The organism is Pseudomonas sp. AL10, assembly GCF_029960685.1.
In the GTDB taxonomy this organism is placed as follows: domain Bacteria; phylum Pseudomonadota; class Gammaproteobacteria; order Pseudomonadales; family Pseudomonadaceae; genus Aquipseudomonas; species Aquipseudomonas lactis.
Window position 1 is genome coordinate 1 of record NZ_JASBQZ010000030.1, and the last position, 23,436, is coordinate 23,436.

At 61.6% G+C, this 23,436-nt stretch carries 23 protein-coding genes; 9 read left to right on the forward strand and 14 right to left on the reverse strand.

The window, feature by feature from the left end:
- Positions 1-206: 206 nt before the first annotated feature.
- Complete coding sequence (gene acnB / locus QK296_RS21595) at positions 207-2,816, reverse strand: bifunctional aconitate hydratase 2/2-methylisocitrate dehydratase (RefSeq protein WP_003190828.1); 2,610 nt, start codon at positions 2,814-2,816, stop codon at positions 207-209.
- 396 nt (positions 2,817-3,212) lie between these two features.
- On the opposite strand from acnB, the gene QK296_RS21600 reads away from it, so the two are divergent.
- Positions 3,213-3,680, forward strand: coding sequence for a DUF1289 domain-containing protein (locus QK296_RS21600; RefSeq protein ID WP_003190830.1), 468 nt, complete (start codon positions 3,213-3,215; stop codon positions 3,678-3,680).
- 134 nt (positions 3,681-3,814) lie between these two features.
- Here the strand turns inward: QK296_RS21600 and QK296_RS21605 are convergent, their stop codons facing one another.
- Positions 3,815-4,678, reverse strand: a complete 864-nt coding sequence (locus QK296_RS21605) for a universal stress protein (RefSeq protein ID WP_169855313.1) — start codon at positions 4,676-4,678, stop codon at positions 3,815-3,817.
- A gap of 151 nt (positions 4,679-4,829) precedes the next feature.
- On the opposite strand from QK296_RS21605, the gene miaE reads away from it, so the two are divergent.
- Complete coding sequence (gene miaE, locus QK296_RS21610) at positions 4,830-5,432, forward strand: tRNA isopentenyl-2-thiomethyl-A-37 hydroxylase MiaE (protein ID WP_032892116.1); 603 nt, start codon at positions 4,830-4,832, stop codon at positions 5,430-5,432.
- Here the strand turns inward: miaE and QK296_RS21615 are convergent.
- Complete coding sequence (locus QK296_RS21615) at positions 5,388-6,587, reverse strand: MFS transporter (RefSeq protein ID WP_169855314.1); 1,200 nt, start codon at positions 6,585-6,587, stop codon at positions 5,388-5,390. The two genes, miaE and QK296_RS21615, sit on opposite strands and share 45 nt — an antisense overlap.
- 157 nt (positions 6,588-6,744) lie before the next feature.
- Between QK296_RS21615 and QK296_RS21620 the strand changes: the two genes are divergently transcribed.
- Both QK296_RS21620 and QK296_RS21625 read left to right on the forward strand, forming a co-directional pair.
- Positions 6,745-7,452, forward strand: coding sequence for a response regulator (locus QK296_RS21620; protein WP_003190837.1), 708 nt, complete (start codon positions 6,745-6,747; stop codon positions 7,450-7,452).
- Complete coding sequence (locus tag QK296_RS21625; RefSeq protein ID WP_003190839.1) at positions 7,453-8,730, forward strand: ATP-binding protein; 1,278 nt, start codon at positions 7,453-7,455, stop codon at positions 8,728-8,730.
- Positions 8,731-8,847: 117 nt separating this feature from the next.
- Here the strand turns inward: QK296_RS21625 and QK296_RS21630 are convergent, their stop codons facing one another.
- The 3 genes from QK296_RS21630 to ampC all read right to left on the reverse strand — a co-directional run bounded on the left by QK296_RS21630 (position 8,848) and on the right by ampC (position 11,184).
- The gene (locus tag QK296_RS21630) at positions 8,848-9,366 is read right to left on the reverse strand and encodes an AAA family ATPase (protein ID WP_169855373.1); all 519 of its coding nucleotides are present in this window, start codon (positions 9,364-9,366) and stop codon (positions 8,848-8,850) included.
- Positions 9,363-9,926: a nicotinamide riboside transporter PnuC gene (gene pnuC / locus QK296_RS21635; RefSeq protein WP_003190841.1), complete on the reverse strand. Its 564-nt coding sequence runs from the start codon at positions 9,924-9,926 to the stop codon at positions 9,363-9,365. The genes QK296_RS21630 and pnuC overlap by 4 nt, the downstream gene beginning before the upstream one ends.
- Positions 9,927-10,041: 115 nt before the next feature.
- Positions 10,042-11,184, reverse strand: coding sequence for a class C beta-lactamase (gene ampC / locus QK296_RS21640; RefSeq protein WP_137204744.1), 1,143 nt, complete (start codon positions 11,182-11,184; stop codon positions 10,042-10,044).
- Positions 11,185-11,313: 129 nt separating this feature from the next.
- Between ampC and QK296_RS21645 the strand changes: the two genes are divergently transcribed.
- The gene (locus QK296_RS21645; RefSeq protein WP_003190844.1) at positions 11,314-12,186 is read left to right on the forward strand and encodes a LysR family transcriptional regulator; all 873 of its coding nucleotides are present in this window, start codon (positions 11,314-11,316) and stop codon (positions 12,184-12,186) included.
- Positions 12,187-12,347: 161 nt separating this feature from the next.
- Here the strand turns inward: QK296_RS21645 and yghX are convergent, their stop codons facing one another.
- From yghX to QK296_RS21660, 3 genes are read right to left on the reverse strand one after another with little or no spacing between them, the layout of a single operon-like run.
- Positions 12,348-13,235: a YghX family hydrolase gene (yghX, locus tag QK296_RS21650; protein ID WP_003190845.1), complete on the reverse strand. Its 888-nt coding sequence runs from the start codon at positions 13,233-13,235 to the stop codon at positions 12,348-12,350.
- Positions 13,236-13,279: 44 nt separating this feature from the next.
- Entirely contained in the window at positions 13,280-13,774 is a 495-nt protein-coding gene (locus tag QK296_RS21655; protein WP_034135447.1) for a thioesterase, read from the reverse strand.
- A gap of 47 nt (positions 13,775-13,821) precedes the next feature.
- Positions 13,822-14,712 carry a DMT family transporter gene (locus QK296_RS21660; protein WP_094775540.1) on the reverse strand — a complete coding sequence of 297 codons (891 nt, stop codon included), beginning with the start codon at positions 14,710-14,712 and terminating at the stop codon, positions 13,822-13,824.
- 86 nt (positions 14,713-14,798) lie between these two features.
- Here QK296_RS21660 and QK296_RS21665 point away from each other — a divergent pair, with 86 nt between their 5' ends.
- On the forward strand, positions 14,799-16,124 hold the full coding sequence (locus tag QK296_RS21665) for a PLP-dependent aminotransferase family protein (RefSeq protein ID WP_169855315.1): 1,326 nt from the start codon (positions 14,799-14,801) through the stop codon (positions 16,122-16,124).
- Positions 16,125-16,131: 7 nt separating this feature from the next.
- On the opposite strand, the gene QK296_RS21670 is transcribed toward QK296_RS21665, so the two are convergent.
- The gene (locus QK296_RS21670) at positions 16,132-16,563 is read right to left on the reverse strand and encodes a nuclear transport factor 2 family protein (protein WP_169855316.1); all 432 of its coding nucleotides are present in this window, start codon (positions 16,561-16,563) and stop codon (positions 16,132-16,134) included.
- Between the two features lie 156 nt (positions 16,564-16,719).
- On the opposite strand from QK296_RS21670, the gene QK296_RS21675 reads away from it, so the two are divergent.
- Positions 16,720-16,953, forward strand: a complete 234-nt coding sequence (locus QK296_RS21675) for a DUF6434 domain-containing protein (RefSeq protein ID WP_003190852.1) — start codon at positions 16,720-16,722, stop codon at positions 16,951-16,953.
- Positions 16,954-17,082: 129 nt separating this feature from the next.
- Here QK296_RS21675 and QK296_RS21680 read toward each other — a convergent pair whose 3' ends face one another.
- Positions 17,083-18,792, reverse strand: a complete 1,710-nt coding sequence (locus QK296_RS21680) for an amidase (RefSeq protein WP_169855317.1) — start codon at positions 18,790-18,792, stop codon at positions 17,083-17,085.
- A gap of 191 nt (positions 18,793-18,983) precedes the next feature.
- On the opposite strand from QK296_RS21680, the gene QK296_RS21685 reads away from it, so the two are divergent.
- Positions 18,984-19,298 carry a DUF2834 domain-containing protein gene (locus QK296_RS21685; protein ID WP_057709886.1) on the forward strand — a complete coding sequence of 105 codons (315 nt, stop codon included), beginning with the start codon at positions 18,984-18,986 and terminating at the stop codon, positions 19,296-19,298.
- 50 nt (positions 19,299-19,348) lie between these two features.
- Here the strand turns inward: QK296_RS21685 and QK296_RS21690 are convergent, their stop codons facing one another.
- The 3 genes from QK296_RS21690 to QK296_RS21700 are packed head-to-tail and all read right to left on the reverse strand — an operon-like array spanning position 19,349 to position 22,284.
- Positions 19,349-20,272: a sugar ABC transporter substrate-binding protein gene (locus QK296_RS21690; RefSeq protein WP_003190856.1), complete on the reverse strand. Its 924-nt coding sequence runs from the start codon at positions 20,270-20,272 to the stop codon at positions 19,349-19,351.
- 42 nt (positions 20,273-20,314) lie between these two features.
- Entirely contained in the window at positions 20,315-21,439 is a 1,125-nt protein-coding gene (locus QK296_RS21695; protein WP_098951720.1) for a phytanoyl-CoA dioxygenase family protein, read from the reverse strand.
- Complete coding sequence (locus tag QK296_RS21700; RefSeq protein ID WP_003190858.1) at positions 21,439-22,284, reverse strand: SDR family oxidoreductase; 846 nt, start codon at positions 22,282-22,284, stop codon at positions 21,439-21,441. Before QK296_RS21700 ends, QK296_RS21695 begins: the two co-directional genes overlap by 1 nt.
- A gap of 123 nt (positions 22,285-22,407) precedes the next feature.
- Here QK296_RS21700 and QK296_RS21705 point away from each other — a divergent pair, with 123 nt between their 5' ends.
- Positions 22,408-23,433, forward strand: a complete 1,026-nt coding sequence (locus tag QK296_RS21705) for a LacI family DNA-binding transcriptional regulator (RefSeq protein WP_057709889.1) — start codon at positions 22,408-22,410, stop codon at positions 23,431-23,433.
- The last annotated feature ends 3 nt before the right edge of the window (positions 23,434-23,436 follow it).

Below are 23,436 nucleotides of genomic sequence, written 5' to 3' on the forward strand. Positions count from 1 at the left end.
CTTCGCAGGCAAGCCAGCTCCCACATTTGGATCGCGGTGCGTCAGTTAGATCAGCATCGTCTGTCAGGCCGTCACGGGAGCAAGCTCCCTCGCCACAGGGGCCGCAGCTCCCACATTTGTTTTGTGTTGGCAGTAATGGTTAGTTCCAGGCATAAAAAAACGCCGCGTACCTTGCGATACGCGGCGTTTTTTACGTCAACACACCGTTAAGCTTGAATCACCGGGATGTTGGCGCTCGCTGCGATCTTACGGAACTCAGCGATCTGGTCGAAGTTCAGGTAACGGTAGACGTCACTGGCCATGGTGTCCAGTTTCGCCGCGTAGCCCATGTACTCTTCGACGGTCGGCAGGCGACCCAGGGTAGAGGCCACGGCCGCCAGCTCTGCCGACGCCAGGTAGACGTTGGCACCATCACCCAGGCGGTTCGGGAAGTTACGGGTCGAGGTCGACACCACGGTGGAGTTTGGCTCAACGCGTGCCTGGTTACCCATGCACAGCGAGCAGCCTGGCATTTCCATGCGTGCGCCAGCCTTGCCGTAGATGCCGTAGTAGCCTTCTTCGGTCAGTTGGTGCGCGTCCATTTTGGTCGGCGGCGACAGCCACAGACGGGTTGGCAGCTGGCCCTTGACCTGCTCCAGCAGTTTACCGGCAGCGCGGAAGTGACCGATGTTGGTCATGCACGAACCGATGAACACTTCGTCGATCTTCTCGCCAGCGACGCTGGACAGCAGACGGGCGTCGTCCGGGTCGTTTGGCGCGCAGAGGATCGGCTCGTTGATTTCCGACAGGTCGATTTCGATGATTTCGGCGTATTCGGCGTCGGCATCGGCTTCCATCAGCTCCGGGTTGGCGACCCAGGCTTCCATCGCTTGAGCGCGACGTTCCAGGGTGCGTGCATCGCCGTAGCCTTCGCCGATCATCCAGCGTAGCAGGGTGATGTTGGAGTTCAGGTACTCGGTGACGGACTCTTTGGACAGCTTGATGGTGCAACCGGCAGCCGAACGTTCAGCCGAGGCGTCGGACAGCTCGAAAGCCTGTTCCAGCGTCAGGTCGTTCAGGCCTTCGATTTCCAGGATGCGGCCAGAGAAGGCGTTCTTCTTGCCTTTCTTCTCTACGGTCAGCAGGCCAGCCTGGATCGCGTAGTAAGGAATGGCATGCACCAGGTCACGCAGGGTGATGCCAGGTTTCATCTTGCCCTTGAAGCGCACCAGAATCGATTCCGGCATGTCCAGCGGCATGACGCCGGTGGCGGCGGCAAACGCGACCAGGCCAGAACCGGCCGGGAACGAGATGCCCATCGGGAAACGGGTGTGGGAGTCGCCACCGGTACCGACGGTGTCCGGCAGCAGCATACGGTTCAGCCAGCTGTGGATGATGCCGTCGCCCGGACGCAGCGATACACCGCCACGGGTCATGATGAAGTCAGGCAGGGTGTGGTGGGTGGTCACGTCGATCGGCTTCGGGTAAGCCGCGGTGTGGCAGAAGGACTGCATCACCAGATCGGTCGAGAAGCCCAGGCACGCCAGGTCCTTGAGTTCGTCACGGGTCATTGGGCCGGTGGTGTCCTGGGACCCCACGGTGGTCATCTTCGGCTCGCAGTAAGTGCCTGGACGAACGCCTTTGCCTTCTGGCAGGCCACAGGCCTTGCCGACCATTTTCTGCGCCAGGGTGAAGCCCTTGCCGGTGTCGACAGGCGCTTCAGGCAGCTTGAACAGGTCGGTAGGGCCCAGGCCCAGCTCAGCGCGGGCCTTGTCGGTCAGGCCACGGCCGATGATCAGCGGGATACGGCCGCCGGCGCGGACTTCGTCCAACAGCACCGGAGTCTTCATTTCGAACGTGGTCAGGACTTCGTCGGTGCCGTGTTTGCAGACTTTGCCAGCATGCGGGTACAGGTCGATCACGTCGCCCATGTTCATGTTGGTGACGTCGAATTCGATTGGCAGTGCGCCAGCATCTTCCATGGTGTTGTAGAAGATCGGAGCGATCTTGCTGCCGAAGCAGAAGCCGCCGGCACGCTTGTTCGGCACATACGGCACGTCGTCGCCGAAGAACCACAGCACCGAGTTGGTCGCCGATTTACGCGACGAACCGGTACCGACCACGTCGCCCACGTAGGCAATCGGGAAGCCTTGGCCGCGCATCTCTTCGATCTGCTTCATCGGGCCGGTCTTGCCTTGCTCGTCCGGCACGATGCCTTCGCGAGCCATTTTCAGCATGGCCAGGGCGTGCAGCGGGATGTCAGGGCGGGACCAGGCATCAGGCGCAGGCGAAAGGTCGTCGGTGTTGGTTTCGCCGGTGACCTTGAAGACGCGCAGGCTGATCTTGTCGGCCAGGGTAGGGCGGTTGCGGAACCACTCGCCGTCAGCCCAGGACTGGATCACGCCTTTGGCGTGCTCGTTGCCGTTGCGGGCTTTTTCGGCGACGTCGTGGAACGCATCGAACATCAGCAGGGTGTGCTTGAGTTGGGCGGCCGCGACGGGTGCCAGTTCGGCGTCGTCCAGCAGCTCGACCAACGTCACGATGTTGTAGCCGCCCTGCATGGTGCCGAGCAGTTCAACAGCGCGTTTTTTGTCGATCAGGGGGGAAGTGGCTTCGCCCTTGGCCAGGGCAGACAGGAAACCGGCCTTGACGTAAGCGGCTTCGTCAACGCCTGGTGGAATGCGGTTGGTGATCAGGTCAACGAGGAATTCTTCTTCGCCAGCCGGAGGATTTTTCAGCAGCTCGACCAGGCCTGCGGTTTGTTCGGCGTTAAGCGGCTGGGGAACGATACCCAGTGCTGCACGCTCTTCGATATGTTTGCGGTAGGCTTCAAGCACAGTTATTACCCTCATCAGTGGTCCCACGGGACGCTCATCCAGAAATGAACGGCACGCATGCGCTCGGGGGCTTTTTGGGCCGCAAAGCCAGCGCTGCCGCCATTTCTTTACAGAAGCTGCTTTCAAAGTTTTACGCCTGCAGAACGGAGCTGATGAGGGTTGGCGCGGGCTCTGACCTACCGGGTCGAACCTGCGCCAACACCGTTCTGAAGGAACGACTGTGCTCGTGACGCTTTGAAAACAGCTTCCAGCGGATTATTGGCGCCTTACAAGGCCGGGTGATTCTACGGCAAAAAAAATCTAAAGGTAAGTTGCCTGCTCAAGTTTGCTGGGTGATCAACCTTAGACAAAGGGCTAACATGGCGCACTGTTTCGCGGATTTGCGTGTCATTGCCCATGCCCAACCAAACCATCAAGACTCCCTGCGTCGGCCTGTGTTCCACGGTCTACGGCGATCTCGTGTGCCGTGGATGCAAGCGCTTCCACCATGAAGTGATCCAGTGGAACGGCTATAACGAAGAAGAAAAGCGCGCGGTCTGGCTCAGGCTTGAGCAGCTGTTGGTGCAGGTCATGGCCGGCAAAGTGGAGGTTTTCGACCCCAAGACCCTGCGCGGGCAGTTGGAGCAACGCAAGATTCGCTTTGTGCCACACCAGTCCGAGTATTGCTGGGCCTACCAGTTGATCGCCCGTGGGGCCCGGGTGATCAATAACCTGGAGGCTTATGGCATGGTGCTGTTGCCGGAGTTTCGCGACTGGGCGCTGCCTGAACTGCGCGATGCCATTGATCGCGAGTTCTTTATCTTGTCCGAGGCGCATTACCAGCGCTATATCGCGCCGGGGTTCTTGAAAGATGCGCTGGGTTAACTGACTGGCGAGGTCAATGTGGGAGCTGGCTTGCCTGCGATGGCGGTGTATCAGGAGCAAATGCGCCAGCTGACCCACCGCCATCGCAGGCAAGCCAGCTCCCACATTTGATCTACATTGCCTGAAGGTCGGTGTCAGGGCTTGGCCGCCAGCTCTTCCAGATGGTCCATGAGCGTCTGCGGTTTGAGCACCAGCACATCGCTTTGTACCGCATCCAGCACCACTTCTGCGGTATTGCCGATCAACGCGCCGGAAATCCCCGTGCGGGCCACCGTGCCGATGATGGTCACCGCCGCCCGTAACTGATGGGCCATGTGTGGAATCAGCACATCGGCCGGGCCTTCCTTGATATGCAGGTGACTGTCGTCCACGTCGAACTCGGCCTGGAATGCCTTGCACTGCTCGCGATAGCGCGCCTCGATGGTTTCCTTGAGCTGAAAGGTCGGGTCGGCCGCCGACAGCATGGGCGACGGGTGGGCACTGATGACATGCAATTTGGCTTTGGCCAGGCTGGCGATATCAAAGCCATGGTCGATGATCGAATTATGCAGCGAGCGGTGTTCGCCGTCGGCGTTGCCCACATCGATGGCCGCCAGGATCACGCCGCCCGCCCAGGGAGTAGCGGTCTTGACCAGCAACACGGGCGTTGGGCAATAGCGCAGCAACTTCCAGTCCGCCGGGGTCAGCAGGGCTTTTTTCAGCGGGCTGTCGGGGAAGTGCTGCTTGATCACCAGGCCGCAGCCTTCGGCTTGCTGCACATCGATGATGGTTTCATGCAGGCTGTCGTTCCATGCTTGCTCGGTGGTGACGCTGTAGCCGTCTTCCGTCAAGCCTTGCTTGAGCAGGCTCAACAGCGCCGAATGCTCGTGTTTCTTGTCACAGACCAGCAAGTGCAGGTGCGCGTCGGTCACCCCGGCAATCAGCTTGGCACGCTTGAGTGCCAGGCTTTCGGAGTGCTCGGGCTCGATGACCACCAGGATGCTGCGGATGGCTTGCATGGTCGGGTTCTCCTGAAAAGGGCGGGCGTTGAATAACTATAGTTGCTGGTCGGCAACCGTCATGTTGATACACATCAAGGCCGGTGGCTGGTGGTCTGCGGCGGGGTCGGTATAATCGGCGCCCTTTTGTGATCCTTTGCCCGTGAGCCCGATGAACCTGCCCGAAATCCATGAATTCCTCGGCTGCCGCACCCCCGATGCCTGGGTCCAGGCCGCGTTGGCCGATCAGGAAACCCTGCTGATCGACCACAAGAACTGCGAATTCAAAGCCGCCAGCACTGCCTTGAGCCTGATGGCCAAGTACTACGGCCACGTTGACCTGATCAACATGATGTCGCGCCTGGCCCGCGAAGAGTTGGTGCACCACGAGCAGGTCATGCGCCTGATGAAAAAGCGCAAGGTCGAGCTGCGTCAACTGCACGCCGGGCGTTATGCCTCGGGTTTGCGCAAGGTGGTGCGCAGCCATGAGCCGGTCAAGCTGGTAGACACCCTGGTGGTGGGCGCCTTTATCGAAGCGCGCAGTTGCGAGCGTTTCGAAGCGCTGGTGCCGCATTTGGACGAAGAACTCGGCAAGTTCTATTTCGGCTTGCTCAAAAGCGAGGCGCGGCACTTCCAGGGTTACTTGAAGCTGGCTTACCAGTACGGCGACGCCAAGGACATCGCCCAGGTGATCGAGCGGGTGCGGGCCACCGAGCAGGACCTGATCGAATCACCCGACGTCGAGTTCCGCTTTCACAGTGGCGTGCCAGCCTGAGGCCACGGCCACACCGATCAAGGCGGTGATCCCCGCCAGCAGCAGGATCACCGTTGGCGTGCCCAAAGGCGCTGCCAACACGGCAATCATCAAGCCCGCCAAGGGCTGGGCCAGGTTGTTGAGCAAGGTCATCACGCCAACGGTCTTGCCGAAGTCCTGCACCGGAATCACCCGTTGGCGGGTGCTGCGCAGGTACACGTTGAACATCTTGTCGAAGCCGGTCAGCAGCAGGAACCCCACCGTGTAGGCCCACACGCCGGGGCTGAGCGCTGTGATCAGCGCGCCGACGGTGATCATCGAGTACGACAACCCGCCCAGTACCTTCAGCTTCAGTGATGAATGCGCCAGGTAGAACAGAATCGCGATTGTCACCAGCGCCCCGGCGGCTTGCAGCAGGGCATAGGCGTCTTTGCCCGCTGCGTAGTGGCCAGTGACCATGGCAGCCGAGGTAGCCAGCGTCACGCCGACCATCAGGTTCACACCGACCGCCAGGACGATGATGCGTTTCAACTCCACCCGGTTGAGGATGTGGCCAAAAGCGGTGCGCAGGGGTTGCAGCCAGTTACCCGGCTGTTGTTCATGGATGTGCAGGTCCACCGTGGTGTTGCGCTGCCAGATCAGCATCGCCAGGTCTGCCAGCACAAACAGCGCGGCGACGCCCAGCACTACCCATGGCCACGCCCAGACTTCCAGCATCAGCGCCGCCACCAACGGCCCGAGCACCAGTCCGCCCTGGTCGGCGATCTGCGAATAGGACAAGGTCTTGGCATAGGTGTACTGCCCGAAGATATGCGGCATCACCACTTCCCGCGCCATGATGCCCTGGGTGGTCAACACGCCGCAAAGCGCGGACAGCATCACCAGCCAATGGATGCCGTCGAACAGCCCATAGCACGCCATCGCCACCACACACGCCAAGGCCCGATACACCTGGCTGATATGCAGGATACGCACCGGTGAAAACCTGTCGCACAGCGCGCCGCATACCGGAAACGCCAGGTAGCGCGGCAGTGACTCGACAAAAAACGCCAGCCCCGCCCACGACACGCTTTGAGTGGTCTGGAACACGATCAGGGGCACGATAAACAGCAAAACCTGGTCGGCCAGCCGTGAAAGGAACAGCGAAATGAAGAACGCCAGGTAATCCTTGCGCATGGAACTCCCTGTCAATGGCGTTAAAAAGTGCAGGCTATTTGTTAAAAACTCTTAAAAGCATGAAGCTTCTTCGCTGGGTACTGGCCAGCTGCTTCTGTCGGTCAGCTTGCCACCTATAATGGCCCTATTTCAATCCGCGCATCCACACTGAGAACTTATGGAAAACCTGGGTCTGGGCAAGGTCCTGCTCGTTGAGGACGATGAAAAGCTGGCAGGGCTGGTCTCGCATTTTCTGTCGCAGCATGGTTTCGAGGTACGGGTGGTGTACCGGGGTGATGAAGCCCTGGCGGCGTTCGTGGATTTCAAGCCGAAGATCGTCGTGCTCGATCTGATGCTGCCGGGTCAGAGCGGGCTGCATGTCTGCCGCGAGATTCGCAACGTGTCGGACACGCCCATCGTGATCCTCACCGCCAAGGAAGATGACCTGGACCATATCCTTGGTCTTGAGTCCGGTGCTGACGATTACGTGATCAAGCCGATCAAACCGCCGGTATTGTTGGCGCGCCTACGTGCGTTGCAGCGCCGCCAGGTGCCCGAGCCCACGGTGCGCGGCGCTCTGGAGTTCGGCCGCTTGTCGATTGATCGCAGTTGCCGGGTGGTGCGCCTGGGCGACGAAACCATTGACCTCACCACCATGGAGTTCGAGTTGCTGTGGTTGCTGGCCAGCAGCTCGGGCAAGGTTCTGTCCCGTGACGATATCCTCAACCGCATGCGCGGCATTGCCTTTGATGGGCTGAACCGCAGCGTAGACGTGTACATCAGCAAACTGCGCGGCAAGCTCAATGACAACCCCCGCGAGCCGGTGTGCATCAAGACCATCTGGGGCAAGGGCTACCTGTTCAATCCGTTCGCGTGGGAGGTGTAGATGCTGCGCTTGTATCTGCGCCTTTACGTGATACTTGCGCTCGGCCTGGCCGGGTCGATCTGGCTGGTGAACTTCGGCCTGGACACCTACATGCCCGAGTCCAACGAAACCTATAACCGTGAAGCCCTGCGCGGACCGGCGTGGGCCTTGGTGGAACAGCTGCGCCCCGTGCCGGCAGAGGCCCGCCAGGCACGCCTGGACGAACTGCAACCGCATTACGGCTTGCGGCTCAAACTGGTGCAGCGTGATAACCAGGATTTGAGCGAGCGCGAACACAAACTCCTCGCGGCTGGCCAGGTGGTGGTGCGCGAAGACTTCATGAAGTTTCTCGCGCCTATCGACGACGGCCCCCAATTGCTCGAAATCAAATTGCCGGAAGAGCCCAAGTGGTTGTACCTGTGGGCCTACGGCTTCCTGGGCGTGAGCCTGGCCATTGTTCTGTATTTCTGGGTGCGTCCACACTGGCGTGACCTGGAGCACATTCGCCTGGCGGCGCAACGTTTCGGTGACAACGACCTGGGCTCGCGCATCCTGCTGCCGAGCCGTTCCACCGTGCGTTCCCTGGCCGGGCACTTCAACCAGATGGCCGAGCGCATAGAGGGCCTGATCGCCAACCAGCGCGAACTCACCAATGCGGTCTCCCACGAATTGCGCACGCCGATTGCAAGGTTGTCATTCGAGCTTGATCAACTCAGGCAACAAAGCGACCCACGGCAAAGCCGAGCGCTGATCAACGACATGTACGCCGACCTCGGTGAGCTGGAAGAAATGGTCTCCGAGCTGTTGACCTATGCCAGCCTTGAGCCGGGCGCCACCCAGGTCACCCGTGAGCATATCGAGGCCCACAGTTGGCTCGACAGTGTTATAGGCGCCGTGGCCCTGGAGGCCGAGGCGCAAGGGGTGCAGCTGTCGTTGCGCACCTGCGAGGTGGACGTTATCCAGATCGAGCCACGCTTTATGGCGCGGGCCGTGATCAACCTGCTGCGCAACGCCATTCGTTATGCCGACCACCGTGTGGAAGTGTCGCTGGTCAAGTTTGGCAGCGGTTACGAAGTGCGGGTCAACGACGATGGGCCGGGGGTGCCGCTGGAGGGGCGCACCAAGATATTCGAACCCTTCCTGCGCCTCGACGCCAGCCGCGACCGCCGCACAGGCGGGTTTGGCCTGGGCCTGGCGCTGGTCAAGCGTGTCAGCCAGTGGCATGGCGGGCAAGTTGAGGTGCTGGATTCGGAATGGGGCGGGGCGTCGTTTCGGATGACGTGGGCGTATGCCGAGTAAAGGGGCTTGCCCCAATGTCATCCTGTAGGAGCGAGCTTGCTCGCGAAAACTCACAGGCGCCGCGTTTATCCAGAAAACACGCGTTATCGTTGACGTTTTTCGCGAGCAAGCTCGCTCCTACAGCAACTGCGTTACCGCGGCAAACGCCGCCTGGCGCCGTTGTTCCCAGCCCCCGCGAATCACCACCAGTGGCTGTTGGTGCTGCTGCATCCATTCCAGACTGGCCTGGAAAAACGCCTGCCTATCCGCCAGTTCCGGCTGGCAGCGCTGGCCGTCGGCACTCCATTCCACGTCTTCGGGGGAGAGCAGCAGGTGCAGGTCGTAATGCCGCGCCAGAAGTTCGTCATCCAGCCAGCCGGGGTAGTCGCCGAACAGGGTGTGGCTCCAGAGCCTGTTGGTGAGCAGGTGGGTGTCGAGGATCAGCAACGCGGGGCGTTTGGCGCGGGCGGCATCCTCCCAGGCCAACTGGCCTTGGGCAATGGCCGGGATATCCGCCAGGGTGGTGTCGCGCTGATGCTGATCGATGAAGTAGCGCACATATTCCCCTACCATCAACCCGCCGAAGTGCGCGTGCAACTGCGCCGCCAGCCAGCTCTTGCCGCTGGATTCGGGGCCTGCCAATACCACCACCTTCATGCGCGCAACGCCGGGTCGGCGCGCCACTCGCGCCAGCCTTGCACGGCAATCACGGTAAACAGTGCGTAGAGCGCGGCGGTGAGGTAGAGGCCTTTGTAAAGGAACAGGCCGACGAAGATCACATCCACCACGATCCACAAGGCCCAGCACTGCACACGTTTTTGCGCCATCCACATTTGCGCCACCAGGCTGAAACCGGTGAGCGCGGCGTCGAGCCAAGGCTGGGCGGCGTCGGTCCAGTGGGCCATGGCGGCGCCCAGCAGCAGACTGCCGACGGCACCCACAGCCAGGCTGGCCATGATCGCCGGCACGCCCAGGCTCGTGACTTGGCGGCCCTGCTTGACCTCGCCGGCGCGGGTCCACTGCCACCAGCCATACACCTGCAAGGCCGCATAGACCACTTGCAGGAGCATGTCGGAGTAGAGCTTGACCTCAAAGAACACCCAGGTGTAGAGCAGCACCATCACCAAGCCAATGGGCCAGCACCAAGGGTTTTGTTTGACCGTCAGCCAGACGGCGATCACCCCCAGGGCGGCGGCGAACAGTTCAAGCCCGGACATGGCGGATCCTTGGGGGAGTGGGAGAGGGCGGTGATTGTACCTAGAGGCCGGCGATCTTCAAACGTGCACCGCCAACGCTAAGGTCAGCCCCCGCCCATCGGGGGTATTGCCGGCTTCAGTTATCCATCGCACTCAAGATCGCATACGCCACTTTCACCCGCTCGGCATTCGGGTAGTTCTTGTTGGCGAGGATCACCACACCCATGTCCTTGCTTGGCACAAACGCCACATAGGCGCCAAAGCCGCCGGTGGAGCCGGTTTTGTTGTAGAGCACGTTGGCAGGCTGCGCCTGGGCAGGTTTGAGCCAGTTAACCTTGTGCGGCTCCATCGCCATCGGTGTGGAGTTGCCCTCAAGCAACGCTTGCAGCGCGATGGGGTAGGGGTAGCGTTCCCAGCCCAGGCCCTGGGTCATGCCGTTGACGGTGTAGTAGCCGGCGTGAGTGGTGGCAATGGCCTGCTGCACCGGTTGTTCCAGGGTTTGCGGGTGCATGTTGGCGATCACGTAGCGGGCCAGGTCCTGGCTGCTGCTCTTGATACCGTAGGCTTCGAAGTCCAGGGCGCCGGGGTTGACGCGTACTGGTTTCTGCTGGCTGTCATAGCCCTGGGCGTAGAGGCCGGCCTTGTCGGCGGGCACGCGGGTATAGGTGTTGGTCAAGCCCAGCTTGGGCAGCAGGGTTTTTTCCATGGCGACGGTGAACGGCAGGCCCAGGCTTTTTGCTGTCGCGTAACCGAACAGGCCAATACTGGGGTTGGAATACAGGCGCTGTTCCCCCGGCGCATAAGTGGGTTTCCAATGCTGGAAATATTCCATCATGGTGGTGGCGCTGTCGGCGGCGTCCGGAAACTGCAGCGTCAGGCCGCCGGGGGTATAGGTCGCCAGTTGCAGCAGGCTGATGCGATCGAACGCGCTGCCAGCCAGCACGGGCAGGTGTTGGCTGGTCATGTCCGACAGCTTGAGCTTGCCGATAGCCTGGGCATACCCACCAAGGGTGGCGTTGAAGGTTTTGCTCACTGAGCCGATTTCGAACAGGGTGTTTTCGGTGACAGGTGCTTGAGTGTCCTTGGCGGCGACGCCGTAATTAAAGTATTGCACCCTGCCGTGTTGGACGACCGCGACCGTCAGGCCGGCGATGCCTTGCTGTTTCATCAGAGGGGTGACGTGGCTGTCCACGACCTGGCGCATATCGGTGGCGGCCATGCAGCTGCCGGCCCCAAGCAACAAGGCTGAGATCGCATATTTTTTCAGGGTGTGTTTCATGCTTCGCTTCCATGTAAGTAAGGCAGTGACGATCGGAGCCTGCGCAGGCGTGGCAAATGTAGGTGGATTTCCGGGAGCGGGCAAACGATGATATCTCGCACCAGCCATTAGAAAAATTTGGGCCAAGTCATGTTGCGTTCCCATCTGCCGCTCAATGCCTTGCGCGCCTTCGAAGCGTCGGCGCGGCATTTGAGCTTTACCCGTGCGGCCATCGAGTTATGCGTGACCCAAGCGGCGGTCAGTCATCAGGTCAAAAGCCTCGAAGCGCAACTCAACGTCACGCTGTTCAAGCGCCTGCCACGGGGCTTGATGCTCACCAGCGAAGGCGAATCCCTGCTGCCCGTGCTGCGTGACGCCTTCGACCGTATTGCCCTGACCTTGGATCAGTTTGAAGGCGGGCATTACCGTGAAGTATTGACCGTGGGGGCGGTCGGTACCTTTGCGGTGGGCTGGTTGTTGCCGCGCCTGGCGGATTTTCATAGCCGCTACCCGTTGATCGACTTGCGCTTGTCCACCCACAACAACCGCGTGGATGTCGCCGCCGAGGGCCTGGATTATGCCATCCGCTTTGGCGCCGGCGCCTGGCACGGCACCGATGCCTGCCCTTTGCTTGAGGTACCGTTGACGGTGTTGTGTGTGCCGCAGCTTGCCGAACAACTGCGCAGCCCGGCTGACGTGTTGAAGCACACCTTGCTGCGTTCCTACCGTGCCGATGAGTGGAACCTGTGGTTCCAGGCCGCCGGTTTGCCCGGCGATACCCGGGTGCCGCGCAGCGTGGTGTTCGACTCCTCGCTGGCGATGATGGAGGCCGCGCTGCAAGGGGCTGGGGTAGCACTGGCGCCAGCCCTGATGTTCTCGCGGCAATTGGAGAGCGATGTGATCCGCCAGCCGTTCGAGGTGGGGATCACCACCGGCAGCTATTGGCTGACGCGCTTGCAGTCGCGGGCTGAAACACCCGCGATGTTGGCGTTCAAAGGGTGGCTGCAGACGAGTGTTGCCTGATGTGCGAGGGATTTTCCAATCAGTTAAGCGAACGCCATGCCCAAAGCAACGAAGACCCAATGTGGGAGCTGGCTTGCCTGCGAAAGCGGTCGTGCAGTAACAGGTGCAGCGACTGATACACCGCCTTCGCGGGCAAGCCTGCTCCCACAGTTAGCGCTTGGCTAGGCGAGGTATTTGCCGAACCACCCTAAAGTGCGTTCCCAGGCAAGGTTCGCCGCTGCCTCGTCATAACGCGGCGTCGAATCATTATGAAAACCGTGGTTGGCGCCCTTGTAGATAAATGCCTCATACGTGGTACCCGCCGCCTGCAATGCCTGTTCATACGCCGGCCAGCCTTCATTGATGCGGGTATCCAGCTCACCGAAATGCAACATGATCGGCGCCTTGATGCGCGGCACGTCTTTGGCGTCGGGTTGGCGCCCGTAGAACGACACTGCCGCGCCCAGTTCCGGGTAGGCCACCGCCGCTGCATTGGTCACGCCGCCGCCATAACAGAACCCGGTGATGCCGACCTTGCCCGTGCTGCTGTCGTGGTGCATCAGCCATTCGATGGCGGCGAAGAAGTCGTTCATCAGTTTGGTCGGGTCGACCGTCTGTTGCAGTGCCACGCCTTTTTCATCATTGCCAGGGTAGCCGCCCACCGAGGTCAGGCCGTCCGGGGCCAGGGCGATAAAGCCGGCCTTGGCCAGGCGTCGGGCAACGTCTTCGATATAGGGGTTCAGGCCCCGGTTTTCATGCACCACCACCACGGCGGGCAGCTTGCCTGCGGCCTTGGCTGGGCGCACCAGGTAGCCGCGCACGGTGCCGTTGCCTTTGGGCGAGGGGTAGGTGATGTAGTCGGCGACGATGTCCGGGTCGGTGAACTTCACCTGTTCGGCCAAGGCGTAGTTGGGGCTCAGGGCCGTGAGCAAGGCCGAAGCGGTGAGGCCACCGAGGGTGAACAGTGCAGCGCGGTCGAGAAATTCGCGGCGGTTGATCTTGCCATGGGCGTAGCCGTCGTAGAGTTCCAGCAGTTCGGGAGCAAAGTCTTTCGCGGTCAGACGAGTCATCGGTGCAGTCCTCGATTAGCGGTTGCCGTCACTGTAGACCAGAATCAAACCTCGCGGCCATGGGCGGCAGCGGCCAGTTGCCCGGTGTCGACGCGCACGAACACCGAGTCGCCGACGGCGGTGAGCACGCCGCCTGCATACACTTCGCAGACTACCCGGCTTTTGCGGCCGACTTCGCCTTCGACCCGAGCCCGCAGGACCAGGGGCACGCCCATGGGCGTGGGCTTGATGAATTTGATCCCCAGGTTGCCGGTGACGCAGTCGATGCGCGGCAGGCTGCCGGGTTCACGCTGTTCGGCGCGGTAGTGGTAGGCCATGGCGGTCCAGTTGGAGTGGCAGTCCACCAGCATGGCGATCAGGCCACCGTAGACCAGGTCCGGCCAGCCGCTGTATTTGGCCTCGGGTTGGTGCTCGGCAATGACGTGTACGCCATCATCATCCCAGCGGCTCTTGATGTGCAGGCCATGAGGGTTGTTGCTGCCGCAGCCGTAGCAGATGCCTTCCGGCGCCGTGGTGTCCTGGAGAGAAGCGCTGTGCATGCAGAGTCCTTGTTGTTTGGCGACGCTTCTATTTAGCAGGCCAGGGGTTAGCGAGCAAACTTCTTCGCCCCGGCCACGCAGCCGATCACCGCCACCGTCACCAGCACCATGCCCAGGCTGACTTGTTCATGCAGCAAGCCGGCTGCCAGCGCCAGGCCGAAGAATGGTTGCAATAACTGCAACTGGCCGACCGCGGCAATCCCGCCCTGGGCCAGGCCGCGGTACCAAAACACAAAACCGATCAACATGCTGAACAACGCCACGTAGCCCAGGCTCAACCACGCCGGCAGGCTGATACCGCTGAGGGTGGCAGGCGCCAGCACCAGGCTCAAGGGCGCGACCACCGGCAGCGACACCACCAGCGCCCAGCAGATCACCTGCCAGCCGCCCAGGCTGCGCGACAGCTTGGCGCCTTCGGCATACCCCAGGCCGCACACCAGCACCGCCAACAGCATCAGCACATCGCCCGCGGGTGCGGCGCTCAAGCCTTGGGCAACGGCATAACCCATCACCAACAGGCTGCCCAGGATCGAAAACAACCAGAACACCAGTCTCGGCCGCTCACCGCCGCGCAGCACGCCGAACACTGCCGTGGCCAGTGGCAGCAGGCCGATAAAGACGATGGAATGGGCCGAGGTCACGTACTGCAGGGCCAGGGCCGTCAGCAGTGGAAAGCCGATCACCACGCCAAGCGCGACGATAACCAGCGGGGCCCATTGCTGGCGTGTGGGGCGTTTTTCCTTGAATACCCCCAATAGGCACAACCCCAGTAGCGCCGCGAGGGTGGCGCGGATCATGGTCAGGAACACCGGATCGAATTCCATCACCGCCAGGCGCGTGGCCGGCAGCGAGCCGCTGAAAATCACCACGCCGATAAAGCCGTTGATCCAACCCTGGGTGCTGTTGTCCAGAGTGCCGAGGGGAGAAGTGCGTTCCATGGGGGCGTCCTGAAAAGGCAGTTGCGTGCTGGGCATCCTAGGATTGAAGATTAAGACAATCAAAAAATTGTCATGGATACATCCTTATGCCCCGTGCTCGCTACAAGTCGCTGGTCGATACCTTCGCCGAGGCCATCCGCAGCGGCCAGTGGCTGCCCGGTACACGGCTGCCCACCCACCGGCAATTGGCCGCCGAGCATGGCCTGGCGCTGGTCACCGCCAGCCGGGTGTACAGCGAGCTGGAAGCCATGGGCCTGGTCAGTGGCGAGACCGGGCGCGGCACCTTCGTGCGTGAAATCGCCTTACCGCCGGGGCAGGGCAGCGGGCAGATGACGGTTACGGCGGGTGTGCTCGATCTGAATTTCAACTACCCGTCTTTGCCGGGCCAGGCCGAGCTGTTGCGCACGGCGTTGCGCCAGCTCGCCCTGTCTGGCGATCTGGAGGCGCTGCTGCGCTACCAGCCCCATGGCGGTCGCGTGCACGAGCGCGCCGCCGTGGCACGGCACTTGTTGAACCGCGGGCTGACGGTGCCAGCCGAGCAGGTGCTGGTGGTCAGCGGTGCCCAGCATGGCCTGGTGGTGAGCATGATGACCTTGCTCAAGCCCGGGGATGTGGTGGCGGTGGATGCGCTGACCTATTCGGGTTTCAAGGTGCTGGCCGAAACCCTGCACCTGGAACTCGTCGCCATCCCGGTCACTCCCTGCGGCCCGGACCTGGACCACCTGCACAGCCTGTGTCGCCAGCGTCCGGTGCGAGCGGTGTACAGCATGCCGACCCTGCATAACCCGCTGGGCTGGGTGATGAGCCTGGCGCAGCGCGAGCGCTTGGTGGCAATCGCCCGGCAGCACAACCTGATGATCATCGAGGATGGCGCCTATGCGTTTCTCGCCGAAGAAGCACCGCCACCTTTGGCGACTCTTGCACCGGAGCGCACGGTGTATATCGGCGGGCTGTCCAAGAGTGTCGCCACCGGGTTGCGTGTGGGCTTTATCGCTGCGCCTATGGCTTGGGTAAACGGCCTGGAGCGCACGATCATGGCCACCACCTGGAACGTGCCGGGGGTGATGAGTGCGATAGCGGTGGGCTGGCTCGAAGACGGTACGGTGACGCAACTGGAGGCGCAAAAGCGCGCGGATGCCCAGGCCCGCCAGGCATTGGCGGCGCAGGTGCTGACCGGTGTGAAGACCATCAGCCACCCGTCATCCTACTTTCTGTGGCTGCCGTTGGCCGAAGATGCCCGCGCCGATCAGGTCGCCATGACCTTGCAGCGTGCGGGCATCTCTGTTTCAACCGCTGAACCGTTCGCGGTTTCGGCCCAGGTGCCCCACGCGCTGCGCCTGGCCCTGGGTTCGGTGCCGATGGCGGCGTTGCGTGAGGCGCTGGTGACGGTGCGTAAGGTGGTGGCGTGGTGAGGTTTGCTCAGTACTTGTAAGCCTGGCGCCCAATCAGCAGCCATTGGCCGTGCTGTTTTTGCCAAACCTGAAAGTTGTCGATATCGGTTGGTGTGTCCACACCGCTGTTCACTGCCAAGGCGTGGAAGTGGTTGCGCACCAGAGCGGTATCGCCGTTGAGAGTGATGGTCTGGTTTTGCATCTCCAGGGTTTTGAACGCGCTGGTATGGGTTTCCAGATCGGCAATGAATTGCGCTTTGTTTTGCACCTTGCCGCTGGAGTGGCCGTAGGTGAGCTTGTCGGACGTCAGTGCATGAAGCTGCTTGAGGTCCAGATGCAGCATGGCTTGGGTCAATTGATCGACTGCCTGGGCTACATCCTTCTCGGCAGCGCCGGGCGCGGCGGCGACGTAGCCGCAGAACAGGCACAGAAATCCGATCAGCACTTTGAAGTTGGGCATGGGGGGTTTTCCTTATTGTTGTTAAGAAATACGACGAGGTATGTCGTCGTACAACCATGCAATATTCTCAAGGCGGAAGGAAAGTAAAATTTTGCAGGAGCTTGAGGTGAGGAGGCGCTAGAGTGTCCATCACCATCCGCGCAGCTGAGGTACATCATGGATTTTGACTGGCACAGCGACGTCATCACCCGCGCTACACCCGTCACCCCTAGCTATAAAAACACCCAGAACGTACGCCGCTTTATGCTTGAGCAGTGTGGCCCGGCGTTCAAGTTCAACCGTCCATTCATGGCGTGGATTCGTAACGGCGCACCCAAGACTTTGGGGGATGTGGTGGAGGAGTGGCAGCGGCGCAACGAGGTGCTTCGGTCCTCGCACCACGGTGTTTGAACTGAAATATGAACAAAAAGTGTGGGAGCGGGCTTGCTCGCGAATGCGCCGTGTCAGTCACCTGATTTGTTGACTGACACACTTCATTCGCGAGCAAGCCCGCTCCCACACTTTGAGTGAGGAGCCCAGCTAGATAGCCGCCAGCGGTGGCGTACGCGGCGGGATCATCCGTTTGCTGCCGGTGGCTTCGAACGCCGAGGCAAAGCGCAACAGCGCCGAATCGTCATAGGCGCGCCCGGCGAAGGTGAGCCCCACTGGCATGCCGATGTCTGCCATCACGCCCATTGGCACGGTGACGGTAGGCACGCCCAGGTGGCGGATGGCGAGGTTGCCGTTGGCCACCCACACGCCGTTGCTCCAGGCAATGTCGGCAGACGCTTCGTTCACATCGGCATCCGCCGGGCCTACGTCGGCCACGGTGGGGAACAGCACGGCGTCAAGCCCCAGGGTATCCATCCAGTCTTCCAGGTCCAGGCGCCGGGTTTGCTCCAGGCCGCGCAGGCCATCGGGTACGGTGCTGATCTGGTCCCATGGGGTGATGCCGCGTTGGGCCATGCGCACGTATTCGTCCATGCCGGCGGCCAGGTCGTCTTCACGGTTGGGCAGGGTGCCGGGGTCGTGGGGGAAGATCTTCGGCCCGTCCACATCGGCCAGGCGGTTCAGGTGCGGGTCGCCGTTGGCGCGCAGGAAGTCATTGAAGGCCCAGGCCGACAATTCCCACAACTCGTCGTGGAGAAATTCCTTGGAAACCAGGCCACGGGTAAACACCGTCGGTGCGCCGGGGCGGTCGCCTTCGCAGTTGGACACCAGCGGGAAATCCACTTCGATCACTTCGGCACCGGCGGCTTCCAGTGCCTGGCGTGCGGCTTGCCACAGTTCGATCACCGTGGCTCGGGTGTGGATCTTTTGCCCGGTCGGGCCGCCGATACCGGGTTTTTCGCTGGTGCCAGCCTCCGGGTCGGCGTTGATGTACATGCGCGGCACGCCAAAGCGCTTGCCGGCCAGGCTTTCGCTGCTGACGGCGAGGGCCGGGTAGGACGCTGGGCGCACCGAGGCGACGCTGGGGATCGGCACCCAGGGTTGCAGACGCCACAGGTCGCCACGGGTGTCCGGGTCTTCGGCCACCACGACGTCGAGCACTTCCAGCAGGTCGGCCATGGTGCGAGCGTAGGGCACCACCACGTCCATGGTTGGGGTCAGCGGCCAGTTGCCGCGCACCGAAATCACCCCACGCGAAGGCGTGTAGGCACACAGGCCATTGTTGGAAGCCGGGCCGCGACCGCTGGACCAGGTTTCTTCAGCCAGCCCGAAGGCGGCAAAACTGGCGGCGGTGGCGGTGCCGGCACCGTTGGAAGAGCCCGACGCAAACGGCGCGGTGAGGTAGTCGGCGTTGTAGGGGCTCTCGGCGCGACCATACACGCCACGCTGCATACCGCCATTGGCCATCGGCGGCATATTGGTCTTGCCCAGGCAGATGGCGCCACCGGCACGCAGACGCTCAATGGTGAAGGCATCGCGCTGGGCCACCAGCTTGGCAAACGCCGGGCTGCCGGATGCAGCCGTCAACCCCTTGACCAGGTAACTGTCCTTGGCCGTGTAGGGGATACCATCCAGCGGCCCCAGGGTTTGCCCCTTGGCACGGCGCGCATCGGACGCCTGGGCTTCTTTCAGCGCCTCGGGATTACGTACCACCACGGCGTTCAGCGCAGTGGCCGTTTGCGGGCCATCGTAGGCGTCGATCCGCGCCAGGTACGCCTGCACCAGTTCAAGCGCCGTGGTCTGGCCGGCTTCAAGCGCAGCGCGCAATTGGGCAATGGAGACTTCAGTAACTTGCATCACGTTTTTTTCGCCGCCTTCAAGTGGGGGTATGGCGGCAGTCTACGTACAGATATTTCACAAAACCAGCGCGGCATACTTCGTGTAGGCGGCGCGCAGGACATCTCGGGAAAGACGTCAGCAGGATTGCGAGCGGCAGCCTCTTATCGCTAAGGTGGCCGCGTTGATTAACGTTGCACTTCAAGGAAGAGACCATGCACAGACCTTATATCGCCCTGGCGGCCTTGCTGGGATTTACCGTCTATACCGTGGCGACCATGCTCACGGCCGAGCAATCACTGCTGGCATTTGGATGGGAACTGATGTCCAGGCCCGATACGGCTCAGGTGGTGATTGACCTGTACCTGATGGCGGTGCTGGCGTGTGTGTGGATGTACCGGGATGCGCGTGGGCGAGGGCGGTCGATAGGCTCGGTGTTGCCGTACTTTGTGCTGACGGCGGTGTTTGTGTCGGTGGGGCCGTTGCTCTATATCGTGGTTAATGGGTTTTCTCGGCGAACACTCAACTAAGCCTGTATGGCAAGGGCGCAAGCTCCCTTGCCATGAGTAGTGCGCGGTCTTCAGGGATTAAGGAACGCTTGGTAGTTGTCCTTGGTGATCTGCTGATAAGGAATCGTCAGCTCCGCCGTGTACGGCTGCTGCTTGACCATCTTCACTGCCAGGTCGATGGAACCCACTGCCTGGCCCTTGTTGTCTTGGTACACCGTGACCAACAGCTGGCCTTTTTTCACCGCGTCCAATCCAGCTGCGCCGCCGTCGCTGCCGGCCACCAGGATGTCCTTGCCTGGCTGCATGCCTGCCTGGCTGATAGCCATGGCCGCGCCAATCGCCATTTCATCGGCATTCGCGGCCACGGCATCGATTTTGCGCCCGGATACGATCCAGTTGTTCATCAGGTCAATCGCCTTGCCGCGCTGCCATTCGGCGCTTTGTTCCTCGACGATTTTGATGTCGGGGTAGTCCTTTAGCACGGTCTTCACCCCCAGCGTGCGGTTATGGGTGGCGTTGTTGGACAGCAGCCCGAGCATGATCGCCAGGTTGCCCTTGCCGCCCATTTTCTCGGCCAGGTAGCGCATCTGGATTTCGCCGGCCTTGATCTCGTCCGAACCGACATAGCCCACGCCCGCTGGCACCTCCTTGAACTCCGGACGGCGGTTGACGTACACCAGCGGGATCTTGGCCTGCTGGGCATTGAGCGTCATCTTCTGGGTGGCGGCCGTGTCCACTGCGTTGACGATAATCGCGTCCATGCCTTGGGCGGTGAAGTTTTGCACCTGGTTGAGTTGACGCACCACGTCGCCCTGGGCGTCTTCGAATTGCAGGGTGACATCGGGCAGTTCCCTGGCGTGGGCGGCCATGTAGTCGCGCATTTGTGCGAGGAATACGTCGTCTACCTGGGCGATGCTCACGCCGATGCGAATGTCCGCCAGCGCCCAAGGGCTGAACGCAAGGACTAACAGTGCCGCAAGGAGTTGCTTCTTCATGGTTGTGCTCCGTTGTTTTTGTTGTTGTCAAAGCAGGGCGGTTCACGCTTGGCGTTTGGCCCGCAGCTGCGCCACGGCGGCGGCGAAGTCCGAGCACGGCCAGCGTTCGTCGAGGGCTTTCAGCATCAGTTGTTGCCCGGTTTGCGGGGCCAGGCCACTCAAGGGTGGGTCGGTGTCGAGGTTAGTGGGGAAGGAGTACCCGTCTGCGGTACAGGCGACCACGGCGCGGGAATCCAGGTTGGGGTTGGCGAGCAGCACCGGATACACCGCCAGCATCATGCGGTCGCGGTCGATGGCTTCCATCGGCTTGCCGAATGCCGAGGAGATTTGCAGCAGGTTGGCCATGCGCTGGCGATCGGCCGTGCGGTTGGTGCCGGCGGCATGGAACAGTGCCGGGTTGAAGAACAGCAAGTCGCCCTTGTTCAGCGGCAATTGCACCGCGTGGTGCTGGAAGTAGTCGATAAACTCCGTGCGACGCCACGCCAGGTACCCCAAGGCATACTGCTGGGAAAAGGGCAGCAGCTGGGTGGGGCCGGTTTCCAGCGGCATATCCGAATGTGCGATAGCACCTTGCAACGTGAGATGTTGGGACAGCGCATGCAGCGGCAGCGGAAAACGTTCGACCACATCGTTGGTCTGGAAACCCAGGTGATAGTCTCGGTGCGGCTGCTGCGCCTGGCCACCTGGATGCACCACATTGACTTGCGCCGTGACTTGAAAACCCGGCCCCAACCAGGCTTCGGCAATTAACCCCAGCAGAGGGTTGGCGTAGTACTCGGCAAAGGATTCGGGGGACTGTAAGGCCGCCTTCTGTAGCGCGTTCCAGATCCTGCCATTGCTGCCGGCCTTGGCAAAGTGATCGGCGGCCACGCCCTGGGCGGCTTCATGGGCAAAGATCGCGTCGAAGACCTGGCTGTGGCGGTCCACCACTTCCAGGTCTTCATAGGCTTGGCGCACCACCATTACGCCGGGCCCGTCACGGAACAGGTGATGCAGTTCGTTCATGACGACCAGGCGGTCGCTGTTGCGCAAGGTGTGGGCCTGATAGATCGGCACATTGCCTTGTACCTCAAGGCACAGCGGGTAGTCGCTGGCGTTGGTGCGCTGCGCACAGATCCGGCTGAAGTCGGCCAGGCGCACCGCGTCGCCGGTTACGAAAGCCGACATCACATACCTCCTGGAAGGCTCAGGGCCTGGTGAGGTTGTGGGGTGCTGCTGTCGGTGCAGCCGACCACACCTTGTTCAAGGTCGATCACTGCGCCAGTCATCATTCCCGACTCAGTGGACAGCAGAAATGCCACGCTGCGCGCTACCTCTTCGGGCTTGAGCAGGCGCCCAAACGGTTGGGTGCGTTCGGCATCGGCCAGCCAGCCGTCCTGGGCGCCGTGGTACTGGCGCTGGATCTGATCCTCGTGGGGCGTGTCCATCCAGCCGATGTTCAGGCCATTCACGCGGATGCGGTTGCGCAAGGCACTGAATGCGACGTTCTTGGTCAGGATCGCCAGCGCGCCCTTGGACGCCGCATAAGCACTCAAGAACGACTGCCCACCATGGCCGGTAACGCTCTGGATATTGACCACCGCGCCCTCAACACCGCTGCTGATCATCAGCTTCAGCGCTTCTTGCATTAAGAAAAACGGCGCCCGCACATTCACCGCAAACAAGCGCTCGAACAGTTCCGGCGAGGTGTCGAGAATGGTGCCACGGTCAGACATGCCGGCGCAGTTCACCAAGCCGTGCAAAGTGCCGAAATGGACGCGCGCCGCTTCGATGATTGCGCGGCAGTCCTCGACCTTTTCCAGGTCGGCCTCGACAAAAAATGCCTGGCAATCCAGCTGTGCCAGTTGGCGCACCTGCTCTTCGCCCTCGGTACGGCGACGTCCGCAAATAATCAATCCGGCCGCACCACGGCGAGCCAGGGTATGGGCCACCGCCGCGCCGAGGCCCTGGGTGCTGCCGGTTACGACAAAGTATTGGCCGCTGAACGAGGTCGCAAGATCGGAGTGGGGCATGAGGGTTCTCCTGGATTTTTATTGTTTTGCTGACCTGGCTCGACGCCAGGCAAAACTGAGACTAGCATTGCGAAACCTCAGTAACGCCCAAAAAAGACCTCAAAAACACCTCAGGCGAAACCCATGCTCGAACGCGCAAAACACTTTTCCATCAAGCAACTCGCCACCCAGGCTGGCGTCAGCAAGGCCACGGTGGACCGCGTCCTGCACCAGCGCGGCAGCGTGCATGCCCAGACCCGGCGGCGTATTGAGCAGGCATTGGAGGAGTTGGAATCCCAGGAAAAAAATGGCTTGGCCGTGGGGCGCACCTTCCATGTGGACGTAATCATGCACACGCCCCAGCGTTTCAGCGCCGCGGTGCAGGCGGCGATCGTTGGCCAATTGGCCAGCCTGGCACCGTTTCGCATCGCGCCACGTTTTCACCTGTTCGAGGAGATCGAGCCCCAGGCCATGCACGACCAACTGCTGCGCTGCCTCGACACGGGCAGCCAGGGTGTGGTGCTCAAGGCTGCGGATGAACCGGCGGTGAACCTGGCCGTCAAGCAGCTGATTGCGGCCGGCATTCCGGTGGTGACCTTGGTCACCGACCTGCCCCAAAGCGAGCGCATCGGCTATGTGGGCATGGACAATCGCACGGCTGGCCAGACCGCTGCCTACCTGATGTCGCGCTGGCTGCCGAGCGATCCTCAGGACGTGGCGGTGGTGATCGGCAGCGAGTTGTTCCGCGGCGAAGAAGAGCGCGAGATGGGTTTTCGTGCCTGGCTGCGTGGCCGCGCCGAGCACCTGCGGGTACTGGATATCAGCGGCGGCTACGGCGTGTATGAGCGCACCTTTGAACGAGTGACCCAAGCCTTGCACCAGCACCCCGGGCTGAAGGCAGTGTACAGCGTCGGCGGTGGCAACCGCGCAATTGTCGACGCGTTTGCCGCGCAGGACCGTTCATTGGAGGTATTCATCGGCCACGACCTTGACGAAGAAAACCGCCAACTGCTGCGCGAAGAAAAAGTCGCGGCGATCATTGATCACAACCTGCAGATCGATGCCCGCCACGTATTCCTGCACATCCTGCAATACCACCGGCTATGGAAGGCCGGGCCGATTGCGCCGTCACAGGTGCAGATCGTCACGCCGTTCAACCTGCCGGACTGAAGC